This is a genomic window from Pseudomonas sp. JZ114 (assembly GCF_051027705.1).
In the GTDB taxonomy this organism is placed as follows: Bacteria; Pseudomonadota; Gammaproteobacteria; order Pseudomonadales; family Pseudomonadaceae; genus Chryseomonas; species Chryseomonas luteola.
This window is the reverse complement of the sequence record NZ_CP069256.1, coordinates 1,523,223-1,543,274: the sequence shown is the minus strand read 5'-3', so window position 1 is coordinate 1,543,274 and position 20,052 is coordinate 1,523,223. Positions and strand designations below refer to the sequence as shown.

Annotated in this window: 21 protein-coding genes; 8 read left to right on the top strand and 13 right to left on the bottom strand. The window is 55.9% G+C overall.

The genetic code is table 11. The features are described 5' to 3' along the window. Positions 1-3 precede the first annotated feature (3 nt). A complete protein-coding gene (gene greB, locus JQR90_RS07225; RefSeq protein ID WP_010797766.1) occupies positions 4-501 on the top strand; it encodes a transcription elongation factor GreB in 498 nt (165 codons plus the stop codon). On the opposite strand, the gene JQR90_RS07220 is transcribed toward greB, so the two are convergent. Both JQR90_RS07220 and JQR90_RS07215 read right to left on the bottom strand, forming a co-directional pair. Beyond that, on the bottom strand, positions 492-806 hold the full coding sequence (locus JQR90_RS07220; RefSeq protein ID WP_037030853.1) for a hypothetical protein: 315 nt from the start codon (positions 804-806) through the stop codon (positions 492-494). The genes greB and JQR90_RS07220 overlap by 10 nt on opposite strands. A gap of 182 nt (positions 807-988) precedes the next feature. Then, on the bottom strand, positions 989-2,410 hold the full coding sequence (locus JQR90_RS07215; protein ID WP_125888928.1) for a transglycosylase SLT domain-containing protein: 1,422 nt from the start codon (positions 2,408-2,410) through the stop codon (positions 989-991). Between the two features lie 174 nt (positions 2,411-2,584). Between JQR90_RS07215 and JQR90_RS07210 the strand changes: the two genes are divergently transcribed. The 3 genes from JQR90_RS07210 to JQR90_RS07200 all read left to right on the top strand — a co-directional run bounded on the left by JQR90_RS07210 (position 2,585) and on the right by JQR90_RS07200 (position 5,296). Continuing rightward, complete coding sequence (locus JQR90_RS07210) at positions 2,585-3,409, top strand: TatD family hydrolase (RefSeq protein ID WP_010797763.1); 825 nt, start codon at positions 2,585-2,587, stop codon at positions 3,407-3,409. A gap of 118 nt (positions 3,410-3,527) precedes the next feature. After that, on the top strand, positions 3,528-4,991 hold the full coding sequence (locus JQR90_RS07205) for a methyl-accepting chemotaxis protein (RefSeq protein ID WP_010797762.1): 1,464 nt from the start codon (positions 3,528-3,530) through the stop codon (positions 4,989-4,991). Between the two features lie 95 nt (positions 4,992-5,086). Next, on the top strand, positions 5,087-5,296 hold the full coding sequence (locus JQR90_RS07200) for a hypothetical protein (RefSeq protein WP_010797761.1): 210 nt from the start codon (positions 5,087-5,089) through the stop codon (positions 5,294-5,296). A 13-nt stretch (positions 5,297-5,309) separates the two neighbouring features. Here JQR90_RS07200 and JQR90_RS07195 read toward each other — a convergent pair whose 3' ends face one another. The 4 genes from JQR90_RS07195 to pyrF all read right to left on the bottom strand — a co-directional run bounded on the left by JQR90_RS07195 (position 5,310) and on the right by pyrF (position 10,014). Further along, positions 5,310-7,313 carry a transglutaminase TgpA family protein gene (locus JQR90_RS07195; RefSeq protein WP_434135994.1) on the bottom strand — a complete coding sequence of 668 codons (2,004 nt, stop codon included), beginning with the start codon at positions 7,311-7,313 and terminating at the stop codon, positions 5,310-5,312. Beyond that, entirely contained in the window at positions 7,310-8,266 is a 957-nt protein-coding gene (locus tag JQR90_RS07190) for a DUF58 domain-containing protein (protein ID WP_219653017.1), read from the bottom strand. The genes JQR90_RS07195 and JQR90_RS07190 overlap by 4 nt, the downstream gene beginning before the upstream one ends. A gap of 5 nt (positions 8,267-8,271) precedes the next feature. Further along, entirely contained in the window at positions 8,272-9,189 is a 918-nt protein-coding gene (locus JQR90_RS07185; RefSeq protein ID WP_010797758.1) for an AAA family ATPase, read from the bottom strand. Positions 9,190-9,315: 126 nt separating this feature from the next. Beyond that, positions 9,316-10,014, bottom strand: coding sequence for an orotidine-5'-phosphate decarboxylase (gene pyrF, locus JQR90_RS07180; RefSeq protein ID WP_010797757.1), 699 nt, complete (start codon positions 10,012-10,014; stop codon positions 9,316-9,318). Positions 10,015-10,240: 226 nt separating this feature from the next. Between pyrF and eat the strand changes: the two genes are divergently transcribed. The 4 genes from eat to JQR90_RS07160 are packed head-to-tail and all read left to right on the top strand — an operon-like array spanning position 10,241 to position 14,057. Next, the gene (eat, locus tag JQR90_RS07175) at positions 10,241-11,611 is read left to right on the top strand and encodes an ethanolamine permease (RefSeq protein ID WP_010797756.1); all 1,371 of its coding nucleotides are present in this window, start codon (positions 10,241-10,243) and stop codon (positions 11,609-11,611) included. A 59-nt stretch (positions 11,612-11,670) separates the two neighbouring features. Then, positions 11,671-13,065: an ethanolamine ammonia-lyase subunit EutB gene (locus JQR90_RS07170; RefSeq protein WP_010797755.1), complete on the top strand. Its 1,395-nt coding sequence runs from the start codon at positions 11,671-11,673 to the stop codon at positions 13,063-13,065. Further along, positions 13,065-13,841, top strand: coding sequence for an ethanolamine ammonia-lyase subunit EutC (gene eutC, locus JQR90_RS07165; RefSeq protein WP_010797754.1), 777 nt, complete (start codon positions 13,065-13,067; stop codon positions 13,839-13,841). Before JQR90_RS07170 ends, eutC begins: the two co-directional genes overlap by 1 nt. Positions 13,842-13,889: 48 nt before the next feature. Continuing rightward, a complete protein-coding gene (locus JQR90_RS07160) occupies positions 13,890-14,057 on the top strand; it encodes a DUF2897 family protein (protein ID WP_010797753.1) in 168 nt (55 codons plus the stop codon). Positions 14,058-14,074: 17 nt separating this feature from the next. Here JQR90_RS07160 and JQR90_RS07155 read toward each other — a convergent pair whose 3' ends face one another. The 7 genes from JQR90_RS07155 to JQR90_RS07125 form a co-directional block, all read right to left on the bottom strand. Then, on the bottom strand, positions 14,075-14,644 hold the full coding sequence (locus JQR90_RS07155; protein ID WP_010797752.1) for a hypothetical protein: 570 nt from the start codon (positions 14,642-14,644) through the stop codon (positions 14,075-14,077). 9 nt (positions 14,645-14,653) lie between these two features. Continuing rightward, positions 14,654-15,010 carry a hypothetical protein gene (locus JQR90_RS07150; RefSeq protein ID WP_125912962.1) on the bottom strand — a complete coding sequence of 119 codons (357 nt, stop codon included), beginning with the start codon at positions 15,008-15,010 and terminating at the stop codon, positions 14,654-14,656. Positions 15,011-15,069: 59 nt separating this feature from the next. Further along, the gene (locus JQR90_RS07145) at positions 15,070-16,509 is read right to left on the bottom strand and encodes a PLP-dependent aminotransferase family protein (RefSeq protein ID WP_010797750.1); all 1,440 of its coding nucleotides are present in this window, start codon (positions 16,507-16,509) and stop codon (positions 15,070-15,072) included. Positions 16,510-16,694: 185 nt separating this feature from the next. Beyond that, the gene (locus JQR90_RS07140) at positions 16,695-17,510 is read right to left on the bottom strand and encodes an OmpA family protein (protein ID WP_010797749.1); all 816 of its coding nucleotides are present in this window, start codon (positions 17,508-17,510) and stop codon (positions 16,695-16,697) included. Further along, on the bottom strand, positions 17,507-17,863 hold the full coding sequence (locus JQR90_RS07135; protein ID WP_010797748.1) for a DUF4398 domain-containing protein: 357 nt from the start codon (positions 17,861-17,863) through the stop codon (positions 17,507-17,509). The genes JQR90_RS07140 and JQR90_RS07135 overlap by 4 nt, the downstream gene beginning before the upstream one ends. A gap of 146 nt (positions 17,864-18,009) precedes the next feature. Further along, a complete protein-coding gene (locus JQR90_RS07130) occupies positions 18,010-18,945 on the bottom strand; it encodes an electron transfer flavoprotein subunit alpha/FixB family protein (protein ID WP_010797747.1) in 936 nt (311 codons plus the stop codon). Beyond that, entirely contained in the window at positions 18,945-19,694 is a 750-nt protein-coding gene (locus tag JQR90_RS07125; protein WP_010797746.1) for an electron transfer flavoprotein subunit beta/FixA family protein, read from the bottom strand. The genes JQR90_RS07130 and JQR90_RS07125 overlap by 1 nt, the downstream gene beginning before the upstream one ends. Positions 19,695-20,052 lie beyond the last annotated feature (358 nt).

The window sequence follows — 20,052 nt, the reverse complement described above, 5'->3', positions numbered from 1 at the left end:
TGTATGAGTCGATACCGACCGCCTCGTAGTGCAGGCACCCCTTTGATTACGCCCGAAGGCGAAGCGCGCCTGCGCGCCGAGCTGCATGAGCTCTGGAATGTCCGTCGACCACAAGTCACGCAGTCCGTGAGCGAAGCGGCGGCCCAGGGTGATCGTTCAGAGAATGCCGAGTACACCTACGGCAAGAAAATGCTGCGTGAAATCGATAGCCGTGTACGTTTTTTGCGTAAGCGATTGGAGAATCTCAAGGTTATCAGCGAGCGGCCGGCAGATCCCAACAAGGTGTATTTTGGCGCCTGGGTAACCCTGGAAGATGACGAGGGTGAACAGGCTCGCTATCGCATCGTAGGACCGGATGAGTTCGACATAAAACTCAACCAGATCAGCATCGACGCCCCGCTGGCTCGCGCCATGGTCGGTAAACCGCTGGATGCGGAAATTACCGTGCAGACACCAACCGGCGAGAAGCGCTGGTACATCGTAGAAATTGATTACCCCTGACGCCGGGTAATCACGCCTTGCCGAGCGATCCGTGTCAATTCATGCACGACCGCAGCCGCCTGGTCCCTGGAAGGCGCTTCGATGACGGCGAAGTCAAACATGTCCTTGGCAAATTGGCTCAACTCCTGCGGTTGCTGGGCAAAACGGATCTGGAAGGAGCGAGAAGCAGGCCAACGCCTTGGCCAGCCTTCCAGATACCGGAGCAGTGTGGGCTGATGCAGTCCGCCAAGCAAAATGGAAGGATGCGAGCTGAGCGATCCGTGAGTAATGGGGGTCAGGCGCAATTGGCAGTGGGAAATGGTCATGGTGATGGTATCCGCCTCATAAGTCCCGCTGGTCAGCGGTGAGGCAATCACCGGCCAGCGCTTTAGCGGTATTTTTTGAGTCTCGATAGACTCGCGCCCCGCAAGTTGCTGTTTAAATCGGCGCGTTCGAATCCTAGGCAAGCGGTACTCATGCTGTCAAGCACGGCGGTTTGCCAACCGGATTAACGACTGGTAATACGGATGCTGCGCTTGCCCTCTTCCAGCCGGTCACGCTCGCGGGCATACGCCAGATAGTATTTATTGACGCTGCTGACGTAATTGACGACGCCCATCCCATATTTTTCAGAGGCAATTCGCTCGACCTGAAAGAACCACTTGTTAGGGTTAAGCCCCTGTCGCTTCGCTTCGGTCCGCAGCCGCTGAACCCGCTCTGGTCCCAGGTTGTAAGCTGCGAGAACAAAAGCCCGACGCTCACGCTCATCCAGCGTGCGGCTTGAAAAGAATTGGCGGCGCAGCTTTGCCATGTAGCGAGCAGCAGCCTGCACATTGCCGTCAACCGTGCGAATATTCTTGACCCCAACGCTTCGGGCCGCCGATGGTGTAATTTGCATCAGCCCTGTTGCGCCACCGCTACCTTTGGCAGCGCCATCCAGACCTGATTCCTTGTAAGCCATAGCCGCCAGGGTTAGCCAATCCAGATTGTAAGTGTTCGCGTATCGCTTCAGGACCGGACGAACTTCGGTAAGCCGCTGGTGATCGTCTGCACCTAACGGATTCCGGACCTTGGAACTGCCTTTGTAGGCCTTTTGAAACGCCACATCGCTGCCGGTCGGCATACGATGTCCAGCAAGAAAGCCATTCACCGCTTTACGCAGTTCAGGGGTATCGCGCCGGACAAACCAAGTCATATCCTGCTGCTTGGCCACTACTAGCCGCCGCTCTACATGAAGCTTGGGCAAGACCTTGGCCCAGCGGTCTGCAATAGGCTGTTCAACGACCGTAAGGGAGAAGATTCCAGCGGAAACCATTTCCAGCACATCCTCAACACCCAGGCTGGAGTCAACCCGCTCAAGCTCGATGGGCTTGAGCTTACGCTTAGCCAGTTGCGCATTCAGCTCGCGCAACGCGGGTTCGGCTGCGCTACCGGCTGGCAGAGTGAGCTGGCGACCAGACAGCTGATCCAGACGAGTATAGCGACGCTGCCCTGATCGGCTGACGACTACAAGTGGCGTATTGGTCATCAGTGGATGGCTGCGTACGATCTTGGTCCCGATAGGCCCCGAAAACAGCTCACCCGGAGCAGCAATATCACCCTCACCCCGCTCTAGCGCAGCCAGTAATTCCTCTTTAGGCTTTGGGATGAAAACAACCTTGAGCGGCTGAGCCTTTTTGCCCTTGGCGTTGAGATACTGCTCGAAGGCATCAAGACGACGGTACTCTATGCCGATGGGCTTGCCGTCCAGTTCGCCGGAGCTGTTACGGTTCTGATTGACCAGGACACGCAGCACGCCTGCAGTTCGAATCGCAGACAGGTCACGTACGGTCTTCTCCTGCTTCCAGTGCTCTGTACTTCCGACCCGTGCCTGGGCAGGAAAAGGTGACAACAACAGCAGACAACACACAACAATAAGATGACGCGCCATCCGGTTCTCCATGGTTGGCCAAGCGCAAGACAAGGCGCAACGACGCCCTCCCTTTCCAGGAGGCAATGGAAGCCGAACTACCCATGAACACCGACATAATCCTGTTCATGATCGACTTTTTTATTAAATGGACAGACTGATACTCAGCTGGCCACCGTTTATTAGGTATTTCTCATGCAACTGATCGACATCGGCGTCAATCTGACTCATCCCAGCCTGGCGCGAGAAGCCGAAGCCGTTATTGAGCGAGCGCGCACAGCGGGTGTCGTTCAAATGGTACTGACCGGCACAAGCCTTGCTGAAAGCGAGGCTGCGCTCGAACTTTGCCGCACGCTGGATGACTCGAACACGCTGTTTACAACAGCCGGCATTCATCCACACGAAGCAGCAAGCTGGACCGCCACGACAGGTAACAGCCTCAAGGCGCTGGCAAAAGAGCAGAAAGTACGTGCTCTTGGAGAATGCGGGCTGGACTTCAACCGCGACATTGCTCCCCGCTCCGTGCAAGAGAAAGCGCTTGAAGAACAACTGGCCATAGCCGTTGAACTACAACTTCCGGTCTTCCTGCATGAACGAGACGCCAGCGAACGTCTGCTGGCCATTATACGCGATTTTCGCGACAAGCTTCCCGCGGCTGTCGTGCACTGCTTTACCGGCGAAAAACAGGCCCTCTATCAATACTTGGATCTGGACCTGCACATCGGTATTACCGGCTGGATTTGTGACGAGCGTCGCGGTACACACCTTCATCCGCTGATGAATGACATTCCCATGGGCCGCCTGATGCTGGAAAGCGACGCGCCTTATCTGCTACCGCGCACGCTACGCCCCAAACCCAAGAGTGGGCATAACGAACCAGCATTCCTGACTGAAGTACTGCATGAAGTGGCTCGCCATCGTCACGAGTCGCCTCAGGCCCTCGCCGCACATACCACAGTCACAGCCCGGCAGTTTTTCAACCTGCCGGTGATTGAAGCGAGTTTTGAAGATCCGACCTAAAGCTGCTCTTTATTGTGCCGTTAACCTGAGTGGAAAGAAGCGGTCGCCTCTGTAGACCGCTTCGACATTTTGTTCCGGCTCTATGCTGGAAAAACTCCCGTTACGGACACAACATTCCATGAGTGGTTGGATTCGAGACATTTCCCTGAAGTACAAATTCTGGGCCGTCAACGCCGTTGCTTTCTTTACGACGTTGTTACTGGTCTTGTTTGCCATGCATCTTGAGCAGAATGCCCGCCTTGATGCCGGTCAGAACGCTGCCAGACTGGAAGCCAGCCATCTATCGACGTTAGCGGCTGCTCAATTCCCGGTTACAGACACAGCGGTGAAACTCAACGACACCGCTGCGCTAGCGCGCCTTGGAGTCGATGCAGTCTCGCTGAGTGGAAAGCGGGACTGGGTGGAACTGGAGCGCAGCGAAGCGCTGGCAGGAGCCTGGGTTGCCCAGACCTCCGATGGTCAGCCGTTTGCCATAACCGTGGAGCGGGTGAGCTTTGGCGAGGTCTTCATGCATCGCGCCTTCGAATACGGTGTGGCCGTTTTCGTGCTAATGCTGGCACTACTGTGCGCCTCTCAGCTTCTGATCCGTTTCATTCTGACCAACCTGCATACACTCAAGGATGTCATGCTGCACGTAGAGCGCAGCGGTGACCTGTCAGCACGAGTACCGCTCAACAGCCGTGACGAAGTCGGCCAGATGGCCAACGCGTTCAATGCAATGCAGGGGGGCTATCAACGTATTGTCATGACGGTGACCGAGACCGCCACTCGACTGGATGAGGGCGCAGCACGTCTGGCCAGCACGATGCGGGAAGTACAGCGCGGCATGTTGAATCAGCAGAGCGAAACGGACCAGACGGCAACAGCCATCAATGAAATGTCTGCAACGGTCCATCACATCGCCCAGCACACCGCCGACACTCGGGATCAATCCAAGGAAGCCGATCGTTTAGCCGGTGCCGGACAGACCGTAGTCGAGCGCGTCAGCCAGTCGATCTCCGGACTTTCCCAGGGTGTTCAGCAGACGGCTGAAATGATCCAGCATCTGGCTGACAACAGCCAGAAAATCAGCAGCGTCGTCAGTGTCATTCATGGTATTGCCGAACAGACCAACCTGCTGGCACTCAATGCTGCCATTGAAGCGGCTCGCGCGGGCGAAATGGGCCGCGGGTTTGCCGTCGTGGCTGACGAGGTCCGTAATCTGGCACAGCGTGTACAGGATTCAACCAACGAAATCACTCAGATGATTGCAACGCTTCAGGCAGGAACGCGCGATGCGGTTGAATTCATGAACGAAAGTTCGATCAAAGCAGATGGATGTGTTGAAGAAGCTGCCGAAGCCGGACAGGCCTTGGCGGCGATTGCTGGAGCCGTGGCGCAGATGCGCGACAGCAACACGCAGATTGCGGTTGCCGCCGAGCAGCAGTCTCACGTAGCAGAGGAAATGAGCCGCTCAGTGGTCGGTATACGAGACGTTACCGAGCATACCGTACGGCAGACATCCGATGCATCGGCAACCAGTCAGGAGCTGGCCGCATTGGCAGGTGACCTGAACAGGGCCATCCAACAGCTCAAGCTTTAAGCACAAGTAAACTATGGCTTTGATAGTGAGGAACGATTCGCGACCACATTATCAAAGCCCTTACAGTAAGTGTATCAATTAACAGGAGTGCAATCATGCGCCATATGATGAATCGGGCCTCCTCACGCGATACGGCACTGATGCTGTCGGTCCCGCTTGTCAGCCTGTCTGCGCTGACTGTTACCAGCGGCCTGCTGTGCCATAGTCTTGCCAGTGTTGCAGTGGGCGTTGTAGGTATCGTAGCGGCAATGGCGATCCAGTTTCACGAGCCGAGCAAGAAGTCCCACTCGCTTTTTGTCAGCTGATCGAGCGCTTTCTCTAGGCCTGATCAGCACTTTTTGATGTTCTTAGAGCGTTTTTCAAAGCCTTTAGCTGTGCTTTAAGAAGATGTTCATCCACAGTTTCGCGGCTGTAGCGCTGGCGTTCGAAGGTCAGGCAGAACGCTTCAATTTCGCCTTGCTGGTGAGGGAGTCGTTGAATAGTACGCTGCATGAAATGACGGACGGTTTCAGCTTTCTCACGAGTCAGTCCGTAGCGCCTTACCACTCGCTCGAACTGATTGAATAGCCGTGTTTGTGGGTCAGTTGCCTGTTTCCAGGGTTTGAGCAGCCATACCGCCAATAGCCCCATCAACAATCCCCCACCGCCAACAAGCGTCGCAACAAACGTGGCACTATCGACCTTGCCAAACCAATTCCGCAGCAGGTCGCCTTGCGTCTCAGCCTGATAATTTAGAACCCAGCGTTGCCAGCCATAGTTGAGCCTGTCCCACGCCATCCGGGCTTCGTTAAGCCAGGCGAGTTGTCGATAGCGCATCGGTGAGAAGGGTGACGACTCTAGAAAAGCACCTTCACCTCGTGCACTTGACAACGCATCCTCAAGGCCACGCTCTACCCGCTCGGGCGCGACTTGGGCCGTAGGGTCGGCGCTTACCCAGCCTTTTCCGGAAACCCAGTACTCTACCCAGGCGTGTGCATCAAATTGATGGACCGTCAAGTAATTGCCTGCCTGGTTGTATTCTCCTCCCTGATAACCCGCCACCATACGTGCAGGGATACCGGCGACACGCAGGAGAAATGTCATCGCACCAGCATAATGGGCGCAAAAGCCACGACGATGCTCAAAGAGAAAGGCATCGATAGCATTCGTCCCCCCGACTGGCGGTTTGAGGGTGTAAATAAAAGGCTCCTCACGAAAATAGCGCAGTATCGCCTCTGCCAATGCCTGAGGCTCGGGATAGCGCTGCTGCAGATCTTTAATCCAGGCACGCGCTTGCAGGTCGTTGTTGGTAGGTAGTTGCAGTGCGCGCCGTGAGTTGGCCGGATTTATAGCTTCCTCGCGTATCACTTGCGGCCATGATGTCGCCTCGTACATCAAAGGCGTATCAACGGGTCTTCGGCGTTGCAGGTGGAAATCTCCGACCAGCCTGACGTCACTCTGATTGGTTTGCGGCACGTCTAGCGCAAACAGCCAAGGCTTCTGGCTTGGCTCCATAACCACTGTATAGTGAATAGCAACGCCAGCCGGTTGCCATTGTGGGGCAGTGCTGTAGGCAGTTTCCTGGCTGACCGACCAGCGCTGGCCATCGAAGCGCTCGAAAGTTACTGCTCTCCAGTAAAGCGTATTGCGTAGCGGAGGCGTCCCTTCGAAGCTGACTCGAAATGCCCGCTCGGCAGATTGGGAAAGTTCGGCAATCTCGCCGGGAGCGATATTGTCCGAAAGCCCCGTTACGGCCTTGTCACCCGATTGTGGCATTGACCACAACGGTCCCATGCGTGGAAAAAAGAGAAACAACACGAGCATGAGTGGCAGTGCCTGAAGCACCAGACTTCCGGCCAGCCTGTAGGTAGGCCATGGCCGATGCGCCATGCCGCTCTGTTGGAGGCCAATGAGCGCCGCTAGCAGCGTAGAGATGGGCAACAGGCTATACAAGGCGGCAAGAAAGCTGTCATCAAACAGGTAAGCAATGACAACCGCAAAAAAGCCCAGAAAGATCACTACCAAGGCATCCCGCCTTGTGTTCATTTCGACCAGCTTGAGCACAAACATTGAGATGAGCAGCGCGGTTCCGCCGTCCAGCCCGATCACCGTACCCTGGGCGAACCAGACACTAGCGGCAGCTACAATCAGCAAGCCGGCTTTTTCAATCCGGGTAGGTGCCCGAGCCCTCATCCTGAACTGCTGAATACGCCAGAACGCGCACCCCAGCCACAGCCCGACGATCCAGAACGGCAGATGGAACAAGTGGGGCGCAATGACTAATGCCTGGGCAACCAGCAACCAGGTCAGCGCGATACGGGGGATAGGTTGAACGGCTGTCATGAGGGCTGTCCGAACAGAGCCAGTGCCTTGAGCGATGCCGACTGATGTGCCTCACCGGTATCAGGGCCCAGCACGGTTCCTGGTAAGCGCAGCCCAAACCGTTGCTGCTTGGCGGAGCAAACCAGAACCCAGTGGCACAGTTGGGATAGTCGTGCTTCGACATCTCCGTCCAATACAGAAAAGTCGAGCCATAAATCACTGCCTGTCAGCATGGCGAAATCCCGGACCAATAGGCCCTGTCCACGCGAGTACGCTTTCCAGTCCAGCCGGCGACGTGAGTCCCCTGGTTGGTAAGGTCTGAGTCCCAGAAAATCATCAGCACCCTGCCCTTGAGTGCGGGCACCTTCGTCAGCGTCTGCGTCAAGACCCGCCGGCAACAGCAAATCACCCGGTATCGGTTTTGGGTAGATCAAGGCTTTCTGCTCCAGATCAAGCCAGCTCCATGCCACCATCAGCCCCAGCGGAAATCGGCTTTCTACCCGCAGCCTGCCGGGCCTCAACCATCCCCGCCTCACGGGTGTCAGGAAGAGGTCCAACTCACTGGCGCTACCTGCCTCGACATCGGTGTATTGAAGCGTGTCCTTACCCCACCCGATTGCAATGGCCTGATGGGCGCGCCCTTCATCGTCCAGACGCACCCGAAACCGCACGGGCTCGTCGACGAACGCTGGCGCTGACCCAGCTGCCGTCAACCGCAGTCCCGCCAGATTTCGATAGGTATGCAGGATGGTGACGATCCCAACCGAAAACAGCAGAAACGTCAGGCCGTACGCCAAGCTGTTCTGGTAGTTGATGGCTGCAAGCAGCATCAAAATCAACGCAACGCCAAACGCTGTGCCCTGGCGGGTGGGAAGGATAAAAATGCGCTTCTGGTGCAATACCATGGATGGCGCAGCGGGTATGCGTCGATCGAGCCAGGCGCTCCACTGACGACGGAAAGAACCTGCCTTCATAAGCGTCAGAGTGCCGGGACTTCACGGAGCAGCCATTGGACCAGCGCCCCGCCCCCATGACCGGCAGGATCAGCCTGATCCCGCAGACGATGTCCGGCTACGGCAGGCAAGACAACCTGAACATCCTCAGGAATTACATAGTCACGACCGTCCAACAGCGCCCAGGCGCGGGCGGCACCCAGCAGCGCCAGACTGCCTCTTGGTGAGAGACCCAGGGCAAAGTTAGGTTGCGTACGGGTTGCTTCGACCAGACGCAGCACATAGTCCACCACCGCATCGCTGGCATGGATATTGGGCACTTCGTTCTGGATAGCAGCCAGCTGCCGATGATCCAGCAGGGGCTCCAGCCTGGGAAGCTGGTCTCTACCCGACCCACCCAACAGCAATGCTCGCTCGGCTGCGCGGCCTGGATAGCCCAGCGAAAGCCGCATCAAAAAGCGATCCAGCTGGGACTCGGGCAATGCAAACGTTCCCCCCTGAGAAACAGGGTTCTGGGTCGCGATGACAAAGAACGGCTCCGGTAGTGGGCGAGTCGCACCCTCAATAGTGACCTGCCCCTCCTCCATCGCCTCCAGTAGTGCACTCTGGCTTTTTGGCGTTGCCCGGTTTATTTCGTCGGCCAATAGCAACTCGGTAAAAACCGGGCCTTGGTGAAAGACGAACTGCCCAGTGTCCTTGTCAAAGACAGAGGTACCCAAAATATCGCCAGGCAACAGATCGGAGGTGAACTGGATACGTTGAAACGAAAGGCCGAGTACCTTGGCCAGGGCATGGCTCAGCGTGGTCTTGCCCATACCGGGCAAGTCTTCAATCAGTAAGTGACCTTTGGCGAGCAGGCAGGTCATGGCCAGGCGGACTTGCTTGTCCTTGCCGAGCAGGACCCTGTCGACTGCTTGGAGACAGGTTTCCAGTTGCGCGTGCATTACGTTCTCCTTTTGAACAGCCCGATGCTACTTGAACCGTACAAGCGAAGAACAGGGCCTGAAATCTTTTGTGACGCTCGCAGGCAACGCTCATGCTAGAGCGAGCCATGCGAACATCTCCTAATTTCAGCGTAGATCAGCCAGGATAGCCGTCAATGCCGCCGCGGGATCACTGGCGCGGCTGATGGGGCGGCCGATCACCAGATAATCGGATCCGGCGTCCAGCGCCTCACGCGGCGTAAGAATACGACGTTGGTCATCCAGCGAACTGCCTGCCGGGCGAATACCTGGAGTGACCAGCTGCAGGCTGGGGTGAGCGGCCTTGAGCGAAGAGGCTTCCTGAGCCGAACATACCAGCCCGTCCATACCAGCGCGCTCAGCCAATCCGGCCAGACGCAGGACCTGCTCCTTGGGGTCGATGTCCAGACCGATACCTGCCAGGTCTTCGCGCTCCATGCTGGTCAGCACTGTCACGCCAATAAGCAGTGGCTTGGGGCCGGAAAGGGTGTCGAGCGTCTCCCGGCAGGCTGTCATCATACGCAAACCGCCCGAGCAATGGACGTTCACCATCCAGACGCCCTGCTCGGCAGCAGCCTTGACGGCCATGGCTGTGGTATTGGGAATGTCATGAAATTTGAGATCCAGAAAGACCTCGAAGCCCTTGGCATGCAGCGCTTCGATGACAGGTCTGCCGTGGGAAGTAAACAGCTCTTTGCCCACTTTGACGCGGCACTGCGCCGGATCGAGCTGATCCGCCAACGCCAGGGCACCCTCGGCAGTAGGAAAATCCAGGGCGACAATAATCGGTGTCTGGCAAGCAGGCATGGCACTCTCACATATGAATCCAGGGAAGCCCTATTGTCGCAGAAAGCCATTTCCCGGCAAAAGGATTGCTTGTCTGCTACACCCATGCACCAAAACAAAGAGTCACTTTTTGGCTGGCGCCCTACGTTTGGGCAGCTATGGTGTTAGAAAGCCGCCAAAAAGCCAATAACAGGCTGGCATGCTCGCTGCAATGGTTACCCGTGAACCCACTCGGTGAGAAGACAAGATGACTACACAATTAAAACCCGCCTTGGGCACCTTGCATCTCTGGGGTATCGCTGTAGGCCTGGTCATTTCGGGGGAGTATTTCGGCTGGAGTTACGGCTGGGGCGTAGCCGGAACGCTCGGCTTTCTGGTAACGGCGCTTATTATCGCCGCCATGTATACCGCATTTATTTTCAGCTTTACCGAGCTCACCACAGCCATTCCCCATGCAGGAGGCCCTTTTGCCTACAGCAGCCGTGCCTTTGGCGAGAAAGGCGGTCTGATTGCCGGCCTTGCCACGCTAATCGAATTTGTCTTTGCACCGCCTGCCATCGCCATGGCCATCGGCGCTTATCTGAATGTTCAGTACCCTGCGCTTGATCCCAAACTTGCAGCCGTAGGCGCCTACATCACATTCATGACACTCAATATTCTGGGCGTAAAGCTGGCAGCCACCTTTGAGCTGGTCGTGACCGTACTGGCCGTTCTGGAGCTGCTGGTCTTCATGGGCGTAGTAGCACCCGGTTTCAGCTTCGCCAATTTTGCTCTTAATGGCTGGGCAGGCTCGGATACCTTCGGTATGCCCGCCATTACTGGCATTTTTGCTGCCATCCCTTTCGCAATCTGGTTCTTTCTTGCCATCGAAGGCGCTGCAATGGCGGCCGAAGAAGCCAAGGATCCCAAGCGCACCATTCCCAAAGCCTACACGACGGGCATTCTGACACTGGTGGTACTGGCCATTGGCGTCATGCTTTTCGCAGGTGGCGTTGGAGACTGGCGTACGCTTTCCAACATCAATGATCCCTTACCGCAGGCCATGAAGATGGTGGTAGGCGAAAATTCCGGTTGGCTACACATGCTCGTATGGATCGGCCTGTTTGGTCTGGTAGCCAGCTTCCACGGAATCATTCTGGGATACTCCCGCCAGTTCTTTGCCTTGGCGCGAGCAGGCTATCTGCCCGTCGGACTCGCCAAACTGTCACGCTTCCAGACGCCCCATCGCGCCATCATTGCAGGTGGGGTCGTGGGCGTTGCGGCTATCTATAGCGACGGGCTCATCAACCTCCAAGGCATGTCGTTGACTGCCGCCATGATTACCATGTCGGTATTTGGTGCCATCGTCATGTACATCATGAGCATGCTGAGCCTGTTCAGGCTGCGCCGCACCGAACCTAACCTGCCGCGCAGTTACCGTGCGCCCGGCTACCCTTTCGTACCCGCGCTGGCATTGGCCATTGCACTGGTCTGCCTGGTCGCCATGGCATGGTTCAACCCAGTCATAGGCCTCGTCTTCCTGACCTTCATGGGCGTCGGCTTCGTCTACTTTCTTTTTACCGCACGCCAGCGTGCCCAGGCGCCCACGGATAGCCTGCTGAAGGTCAACGCCATATGAGCCTGATAGCACTTGTCCTCGGGATGGCCCTCTGAGACAGTCACAGAACCGGAGTGTGTATGATCTACCAGACCATCATCGGCCATCAGGCCTATCGCTTCGAAGACCTCAAGACACTTCTGGCCAAGGCCAGTCCGGCGCGCTCGGGTGACGAACTGGCCGGGCTTGTGGCCGGCTCGGCAGAGGAGCGTATGGCTGCCAGGATCGCATTGGCGGATGTCCCGCTCAAACGCTTTCTTGAGGAGGCCTTGATTCCCTACGAGCAGGACGACGTAACACGCCTGATCATCGACAGTCACGACGCGTTTGCATTTGCCCCTATCAGTCATCTCACCGTAGGCGATTTTCGTGATTGGCTCCTGCTCGACAGTACGGACAGCAAAACCCTGACAGCGGTCTCGCCAGGCATCACGCCTGAAATGGCCGCCGCTGTCAGCAAACTGATGCGCAATCAGGATCTGATCCTGGTAGCCAAAAAATGCCAGGTCATAACCCGCTTCCGCAATACGATAGGCTTGCCCGGCCATCTTTCGGTGCGCCTGCAGCCCAATCACCCTACTGACGATTTGCAAGGCATTGCGGCCAGCATGCTGGATGGCTTGCTCTACGGTGCAGGCGATGCCGTTGTCGGTATCAATCCGGCCAGTGACTCGCTTTCAACGTTGACGCCGCTGTGGGAGATGATGGATGAGCTGCGTCAGCACTTTGATATTCCCATGCAGACGTGTGTACTGACCCACGTCACCACCCAAATCAAGGCGATCGAAAAAGGCGCCCCGGTTGATCTAGTCTTTCAATCCATTGCCGGCACGCAAAAGACCAACGATAGCTTTGGTGTAACGCTGAGCCTGTTACAGGAAGCGCATGATGCAGCCCGTTCACTCAAGCGGGGCACGCTGGGCGATAACGTCATGTATTTCGAGACAGGTCAAGGCAGTGCCCTCTCCGCCAGCGCACACCATGGTGTTGACCAGCAGACCTGCGAAGCACGTGCTTACGCGGTCGCGCGGACGTTCAAACCGCTGCTGACCAATACGGTGGTTGGCTTTATCGGTCCCGAGTACCTCTACGATGGAAAGCAGATCATCCGGGCCGGCCTTGAAGACCATTTCTGCGCCAAGCTGCTGGGCGTCCCGATGGGCTGCGACGTGTGCTACACCAACCATGCCGAAGCGGATCAGGATGACATGGACACACTCATGACGCTTTTGGGCGTCGCCGGGTTGACCTACATCATGGGCATTCCAGGCGCTGACGACATTATGCTCAACTACCAGAGCACTTCCTTTCATGATGGACTTTATCTGCGCAGCGTACTGGATTTAAGGCGTGCCCCCGAATTTGAAGCCTGGCTGACCCGCATGTCCATTACAGAGCCCTCCGGACAGCTACGAGACATCAACCGCGAGCACCAGCTGCTACGTGCCCTGCCCCACCTGCCGGGAGCCGCATGATGACGACCGCCAAACCTACGCTGGTCCAGACAAACCCCTGGGACGAACTGCGCACCCATACGTCGGCACGTATAGCATTGGGCCGAGTTGGCTCAAGCCTCCCCACGGCGGAAGTACTTCGATTCGGCCTGGCTCATGCGCAGGCAAGAGATGCCGTACACCATCCGCTGGATGTCCACATGCTGAGCGAGCAACTCCAGTCAAAAGGTTTTCGCACGATTCATGTACACAGCCAGGCTGCGGATCGGCAGCAGTATCTATTACGCCCGGATCATGGCCGAATGCTGGATATCGCCAGCCGTGAGCAGTTAATGGCTGAAGCGCCTGCTCCGGACATCGCTATCGTCATTGCCGACGGGCTGTCGTCCTTTGCGGCCAGTAGCCATGCAGTTCCCATACTTGAGCTACTAAAGGAGCGTTTCGATACCGACTGGTCCCAAATACCCGTGGTCATTGCCGAGCAAGCCCGCGTGGCCTTGGGTGACGAGATTGGAGAGCGGCTCAATGCTCAGCTCGTAATCGTGATGATCGGAGAGCGACCTGGTCTTACATCACCTGACAGCCTCGGATTATACGTTACCTACCAGCCCCGCCGCGGACGTATGGATAGCGAGCGTAACTGTATTTCCAATGTACGGCCCGAGGGGCTACCGTACCGCTTGGCGGTTCATAAACTCGACTACCTGATCAAGCAGGCCTTAAAGCTAAAACTGACCGGGGTCAACTTGAAAGACGATAGCGTTTTACCCTTGCTTAAAAGCACTCCTACTGCCTAGACGGGTCTAAGCAGCATAGACTGTTTCATTTGCACGGAGGACTGCACCATGCCCTGGTATGCCTGGCTTTTCTTGATTATTGCGGTGGGCTCGATTGTAGGTAGCCTGTTGATGCTTCGCAGCTCGGCCAACAAGGTAGAGCTCACTGATGAGCAGCGTCAGCGGATCCGTCAGCGAAACGCGGAAATGGACGCCAAGGATGCCCGGAATCGCTAGATATCCTAAGTTGTGACTTAGCGCCTGAACTCAAACTGCAACTCAGCACCTTCGAAATCATCTGAGCGTTCGCGATTTAGTATTCGACCGCTCAGGTTGAATCGATCATTCTCCTCATGCTTGTCGAACAGCGGAGGAAGCATGCCCGTCGGCTCCTTTTGCTCTGCTGTAACAGGCACTGCGCTCTCGATAAGTTCTTTGGGAATACTCAGGTCAACCTTGAGTGGCTCCTCCGGTTCGGGAAGCTTCTGTTTTACAGTCTTGGGCACCGGTTTGGGCTTTGTTTTTTCAATAACCAGCTCAGGCTTTTTGTCCGGCTGAGGAGCCGGCACAGGCTCCTCATCAAAGCTTTCAGGGACACGGGAGGTGAGGATGGGTTCCTGCCGGGCCGAAGTGTCCGGTACTGGCTTGGCATGGGAAGCTGCTGGCGATACTGGTTTTGGCGCGGTCTGCTCTACAGAGGCCGCCTGCGGTTCGGCTGGCTTTTTGGGCGGTTCCTTTTCCGGCTTATCACACCCACTGAGTATCAATACCAGCGCCAGCCAGCACGGCTTATGACCACTCACCATCCAACGTAGAGTCCTCATAAGAAAGCCTCAGGCAGAACGTCGTGAACTCCTTCCTGTGAAGATGGCCCACAGCAATAGCGCATAGCACACTGCGGTTACCAGGTTGCCGACGGCGTTGAGTAACGCATACGCCCACCCTGGCGCCAGTGGGATCTGCCAGAGCGGCAGTAAAACCGGCAATGCCAGCGTAAGCGCGCTATAGGCTGCAAGCCAGACAAGCAGGATGACCATACTCAACAGGCATAACAGGCTCGCCTTGCGGTGCGTTCGCCATTTCAGGCAAGCCACCAGCAGCCCTGTCAGCCAAACAAGCACCAGCGGTACATTGCCTAGCACTCCAATCATCGGCAGCCAGCTTGCGGCCTCGGTCGAGCCCATCGACACCTTTACCTCTTCACGCCTAATGTAAACAGACTCACAAAATGGCGAACGAGTTCACACCGTTAAGCAGCTACCTGAGCCTCTTGGCAGAGCTGATTGGCCAGTATTCCAATCGTCATCAAAGCGCGCTCGGTTTGTCGATTCCACGCCATCCCGCAATTGAGCCGAATACAATTGTTGAATTGATCCGTATTGCTGAAAATAATGCCTGGCGCAATGCTGATGCCCTCCTGCAACGCTCGGAGGTGGAGATCCTTCGTATTGACCCTGGCTGGAAGGCTCACCCATAGAATGAAGCCGCCGATAGGTCGGCTCATTTGGGTTCCCTCAGGGAAGTACTGTTGAACGGCTAGCTGCCACGCCGTCATATTCTTGCGGTATTCCTGCCTGATGGAGCGTAGATGACGGTCATACCCGCCATTTTCAAGATAAGCCGCTACACCCATTTGCGTGAGACTACAGGCAGAGTGGGTGGTAAAGGTCTGTAAGCGCTGAATGTCCGACTGGTATTGATTGGCAATGACCCAACCGATACGCACACCAGGTGAGATCGTCTTGGAAAAACTTGAACAATAGACCACCCTGCCGTTCCGATCATGGGCTTTCAACGCCTTCGTCGCACCGACCTCATAGAACAATTCACCGTAGATATCGTCCTCAATGATCATGAAGTCTCGCTCATTGGCAAGCCTTAGCAGCTGCTTTTGACGCGCCTCAGGCATTGTACTGCCTAGGGGATTGCTCAGCCGGGAGGTCATGACCAGCGCCTTTACAGGCCACTGCCGCGCGGCCAGCTGCAATGCCTCTACGCTTAGACCGGTCTGTGGGTCACAGGGAATCTCGACCACCTTGAGACCTAGCACATCAGCCAATTGCAGCAAGCCGTAATAGGTAGGCGATTCGGTAGCGATCAGATCACCTGGTTTGGTCAGCACACGCAGGGACATCTGCAAGGCATCCACACAGCCATGGGTAATAACAACCTCAGAAGGCGCTACCGAGACCCCGGCATCCCGCATACGGATCGCAACCTGGCGGCGCAAGGGCTCGTAACCCGGGCTGTACATATAGCTGAACGCACGCTGACTGTGAAAGCGCGTCACCTTGCTGATCTGCTGATGCAGGGCCCGGATAGGTAGAAAATCCACATTAGGAATGGCAGCCCCGAAAGGAACCACGTCATCTCGTCGGGACTCCAGAAGCACTTGATTGATAATGTCACCGCGAGTGACCAGGGTTGGCCGCTCTACCCTGCCGATTTCAGGTGTAGGCGCTGTCAAGGCAGGCGTCTGGTGTACGTAAAACCCTGACTGGGGACGAGCCCGGATAAGCCCTTGGTCTTCCAGTGTGGCATAAGCTTGTAAAACACTTGCGTGACTGACGCCCAACTGCTGACTCATCTTGCGAACAGAGGGAACGCGCTCGCCCGGTTGGTAGACACCCCGGCGAATATCTTCAGCCAACTGATGAGCGATACGTTGATAGAGCAACAGATTCGTCATGGCACGCATTCCCTTGGTCACTGAACCGAAACAGTAGCATCGTCTTACCAGATTGCACCGGTACAGCTTGGTAAATTTAGGACAATACAGCCAGTGCTAACGGATAATCAGTCGGCAATGAAACAAGGGATGCCGCTTTTAAGCATGAGCGCGACAGGCGGGCCGTTTAAACCTGCCGTTTACGCTCAACGTGCCGGTATGAAATTACCGTTTTCGTCAGAAAACACCACTTCGACTCGGCGATTTTTGGCGCGGCCCTCGGCCGTCCCGTTGGATGTCACCGGATAATCCTCGCCATATCCAATGACCTGAAGGCGGCCTGCCTCTACACCTAATGCACTCAAGGCCCTGGCGACGGCATGGGCACGCTGTTTGGAGAGGGAAAGATTGCGATCCTCATCACCGGAGTTATCCGTGTAGCCTTCGATTCGGATCTCCCGCTTGGGGTTGATTTGAAGAAACTGGGCAAGCTTGAGAACCGTTTCATTAGCCGTTGGATTGAGTTGTGATCGTCCCGGAGCAAACAACACATCGCCCAGCGTCATGACGAGACCGCGCTCTGTCTGAGTCGTACCCAGGTTAAACAGCTGATCGGTAAGCCATACGTTACGCTCTCGTGCAGAACGGAGTTCTTTTTCCCGCAACTGCAATTGCAGGCGTTCGATCTGCAGTTGTAATTGGGTCGCCTTGTCCTGGCTCAAGCGAAGGCTTGCATGCTCTCGGGCGATATCGCTGTAGCGTTGGCTCAGGTAGGCAAAGTGGCGTACATCTTTGCTGCTTCCCCAATAGCCAGCCAGCTGCTCCGCCTTGTCCAGGGTTTCCTCGGCTCTTTTTACATCCTTGGGTGCGCTACGCAGCACGTCGGAATCAGTCTTGACCGTGGCATACCTGGATTTGGCGTCCTGTAACGCCTGCCGAGTAATGGTGCTGCTGCTCGTACACCCTGTGATCATTGAAAACGCCAGCGCAAGTCCAGCCACCGACAGTACCGAACGTATCATGGCGTACTCTCCAAACGCTTTTGTAATCGGGCGATCTGCTTGTTGAGTTCATCCACATGTGTCTGGCTCTTGTTATTGAGCACCTTGGCCTCGGCCAGGCGAGCGTCGAGTTCAGCCTGTTCCGCCAATACACGAGCTTTTTTGTAATCTTCAACCCGCATGGCTTTTCGGGCCCGTTCAAGCTTGTCGTTGGCGAGGCTGTATTCAGGAATGGAGTCATCCGCCCCAATGTCATGGGCTTGGTCGAATGCCTGGGTGGTCAGTTTCATTTGCTCGGATGGTGCGGGATCGTTGGCGCACCCGGCAAGCAACAGGGCCAAAACAGAAGCTGCCCAACAATAAGATTTTTTCACTATCTGGTTTCCTGCAGAGTCAGGCGACAGCTCTATGACGCTGCCTAAAACCAGAATTTTGTCATGTTGAAAGGCATTTGTCCGTCAACAAAAATCTACCCAATAAAAAACCCGCTCGATCGAACGGGTTTTTAGGAGGTTATTGCTTATATCGACTTTTCAAGCTCAGGGATTAACTCGAACAGGTCACCTACCAGTCCATAATCAGCCACCTGGAAGATTGGCGCCTCTTCATCCTTGTTGATGGCCACAATGACTTTCGAGTCTTTCATACCAGCCAGGTGCTGAATCGCACCGGAGATGCCTACCGCAATGTACAACTGCGGCGCAACGATCTTGCCTGTTTGACCAACCTGCATGTCATTGGGTACGAAGCCTGCGTCCACCGCTGCGCGAGAAGCGCCTACGGCAGCACCCAGCTTGTCTGCCAGGGAGTACAGAATCTTGAAATTATCACCGTTCTGCAAACCACGACCGCCCGATACCACCACTTTCGCAGCGCCCAAGTCCGGGCGACCTGTCGTGGCCAATTCTTCGTTCACGAAGCGGGAAATACCTGCATCCTGTACGGAAGAAACCGCTTCGATAGCGGCAGAACCACCTTCGGCAGCAACCGGATCAAAACCAGTAGCGCGCACGGTAATAACTTTTACCGGAGCGGATGACTGCACGGTTGCAATCGCATTACCGGCATAGATGGGCCGCTTGAAGGTATCCGGACTTTCTACCGAAATGATCTCGGAAATCTGATCCACGTCTAGTAGCGCAGCAATACGTGGCATGAAATTCTTGCCGTTCGAACCGGCTGGCGATAGTACGTGGGTGTACCCATTGCCTTTAACCAGCTCAACAACCAACGGCGCCACGTTTTCTGGCAACTGGTAGGCGTAAGCAGCATTATCGGCAACCAACACCTTGGAAACGCCCTCGGCTTTGGCAGCAGCTTCAGCCGCACCACCGCAGCTCTGACCGGCGATCAGAACATGAATATCACCACCGATGGCTTTGGCTGCAGCCACGGTATTGAGCGTTGCGCCATTGAGCGCAGCATTACTGTGTTCGGCAATGACCAGAATAGCCATCAGATCACCTTCGCTTCGTTCTTGAGTTTTTCGACCAGTTCAGCAACCGACTTCACCTTGATACCTGCCTGACGGCCAGCCGGTGCTTCCACCTTCAGCGTCTTGACAGTCGAAGCCGTGCTAACACCCAGAGCGTCCGGCGTTAAGACATCCAGTGGCTTTTTCTTGGCCTTCATGATGTTTGGCAGCGAGGCATAACGCGGCTCGTTCAAGCGCAGGTCAGTGGTCACGATAGCAGGCAGGTTCAGAGCAACGGTCTGCAGCCCTCCATCGATTTCGCGGGTCACGTTCAATACGTCGCCATCACGCTCGACCTTGGAAGCGAAGGTCCCTTGGGCAAAGCCGGTCAGTGCACCCAGCATCTGACCCGTCTGGTTGTTATCACTGTCAATAGCCTGCTTGCCCATGATAACCAGCTGGGGTTGTTCCTTGTCGACAACCGCCTTGAGCAGCTTCGCAATCGCCAGCGAGCTCAACTCTTCATTGGTCTCGACCAGAACGGCACGGTCCGCTCCCAGAGCCAACGCCGTACGCAGTTGCTCCTGCGCAGCGGTTGGGCCTACAGACACGGCAACGATTTCGGTAGCGATACCTTTTTCCTTCAGGCGCACCGCTTCTTCAACGGCGATCTCACAGAAGGGGTTCATGGACATCTTGACGTTGGCCAGGTCAACACCGGAGTTATCGGGTTTGACGCGGACCTTGACGTTGTAGTCCACCACTCTTTTTACAGCTACAAGAACCTTCATGAGTTCCTCATTATTCTGTAGTGAATAAATAGGGTAGCCAGGCAGGCCTAGCCGATCGAATCGACCAAATAACGGCTCTCGGCTTACAAATAACCATTAACCGCCGTATGTTGACTGCATCAGTCGAGAGGGTCAACGCTCCAAGGCAAGTCGGCGTGCTGCCAGAAGGAAATGCGATAGGCTAAAGGCATCACAGTTAAAGGGTACTTGCCTTTAGCAAAGGCCGTCCGAACGCTTTTTTAACCAAGCCATAATGCAAACAGGCAGTTACCCGACATAACCCTAGCCGCTTCTGGAGGCAGCACAAGCAGAATGTACCAGTCCGAGAGAAAATTCAAACAAACGTTTGTATTGGACC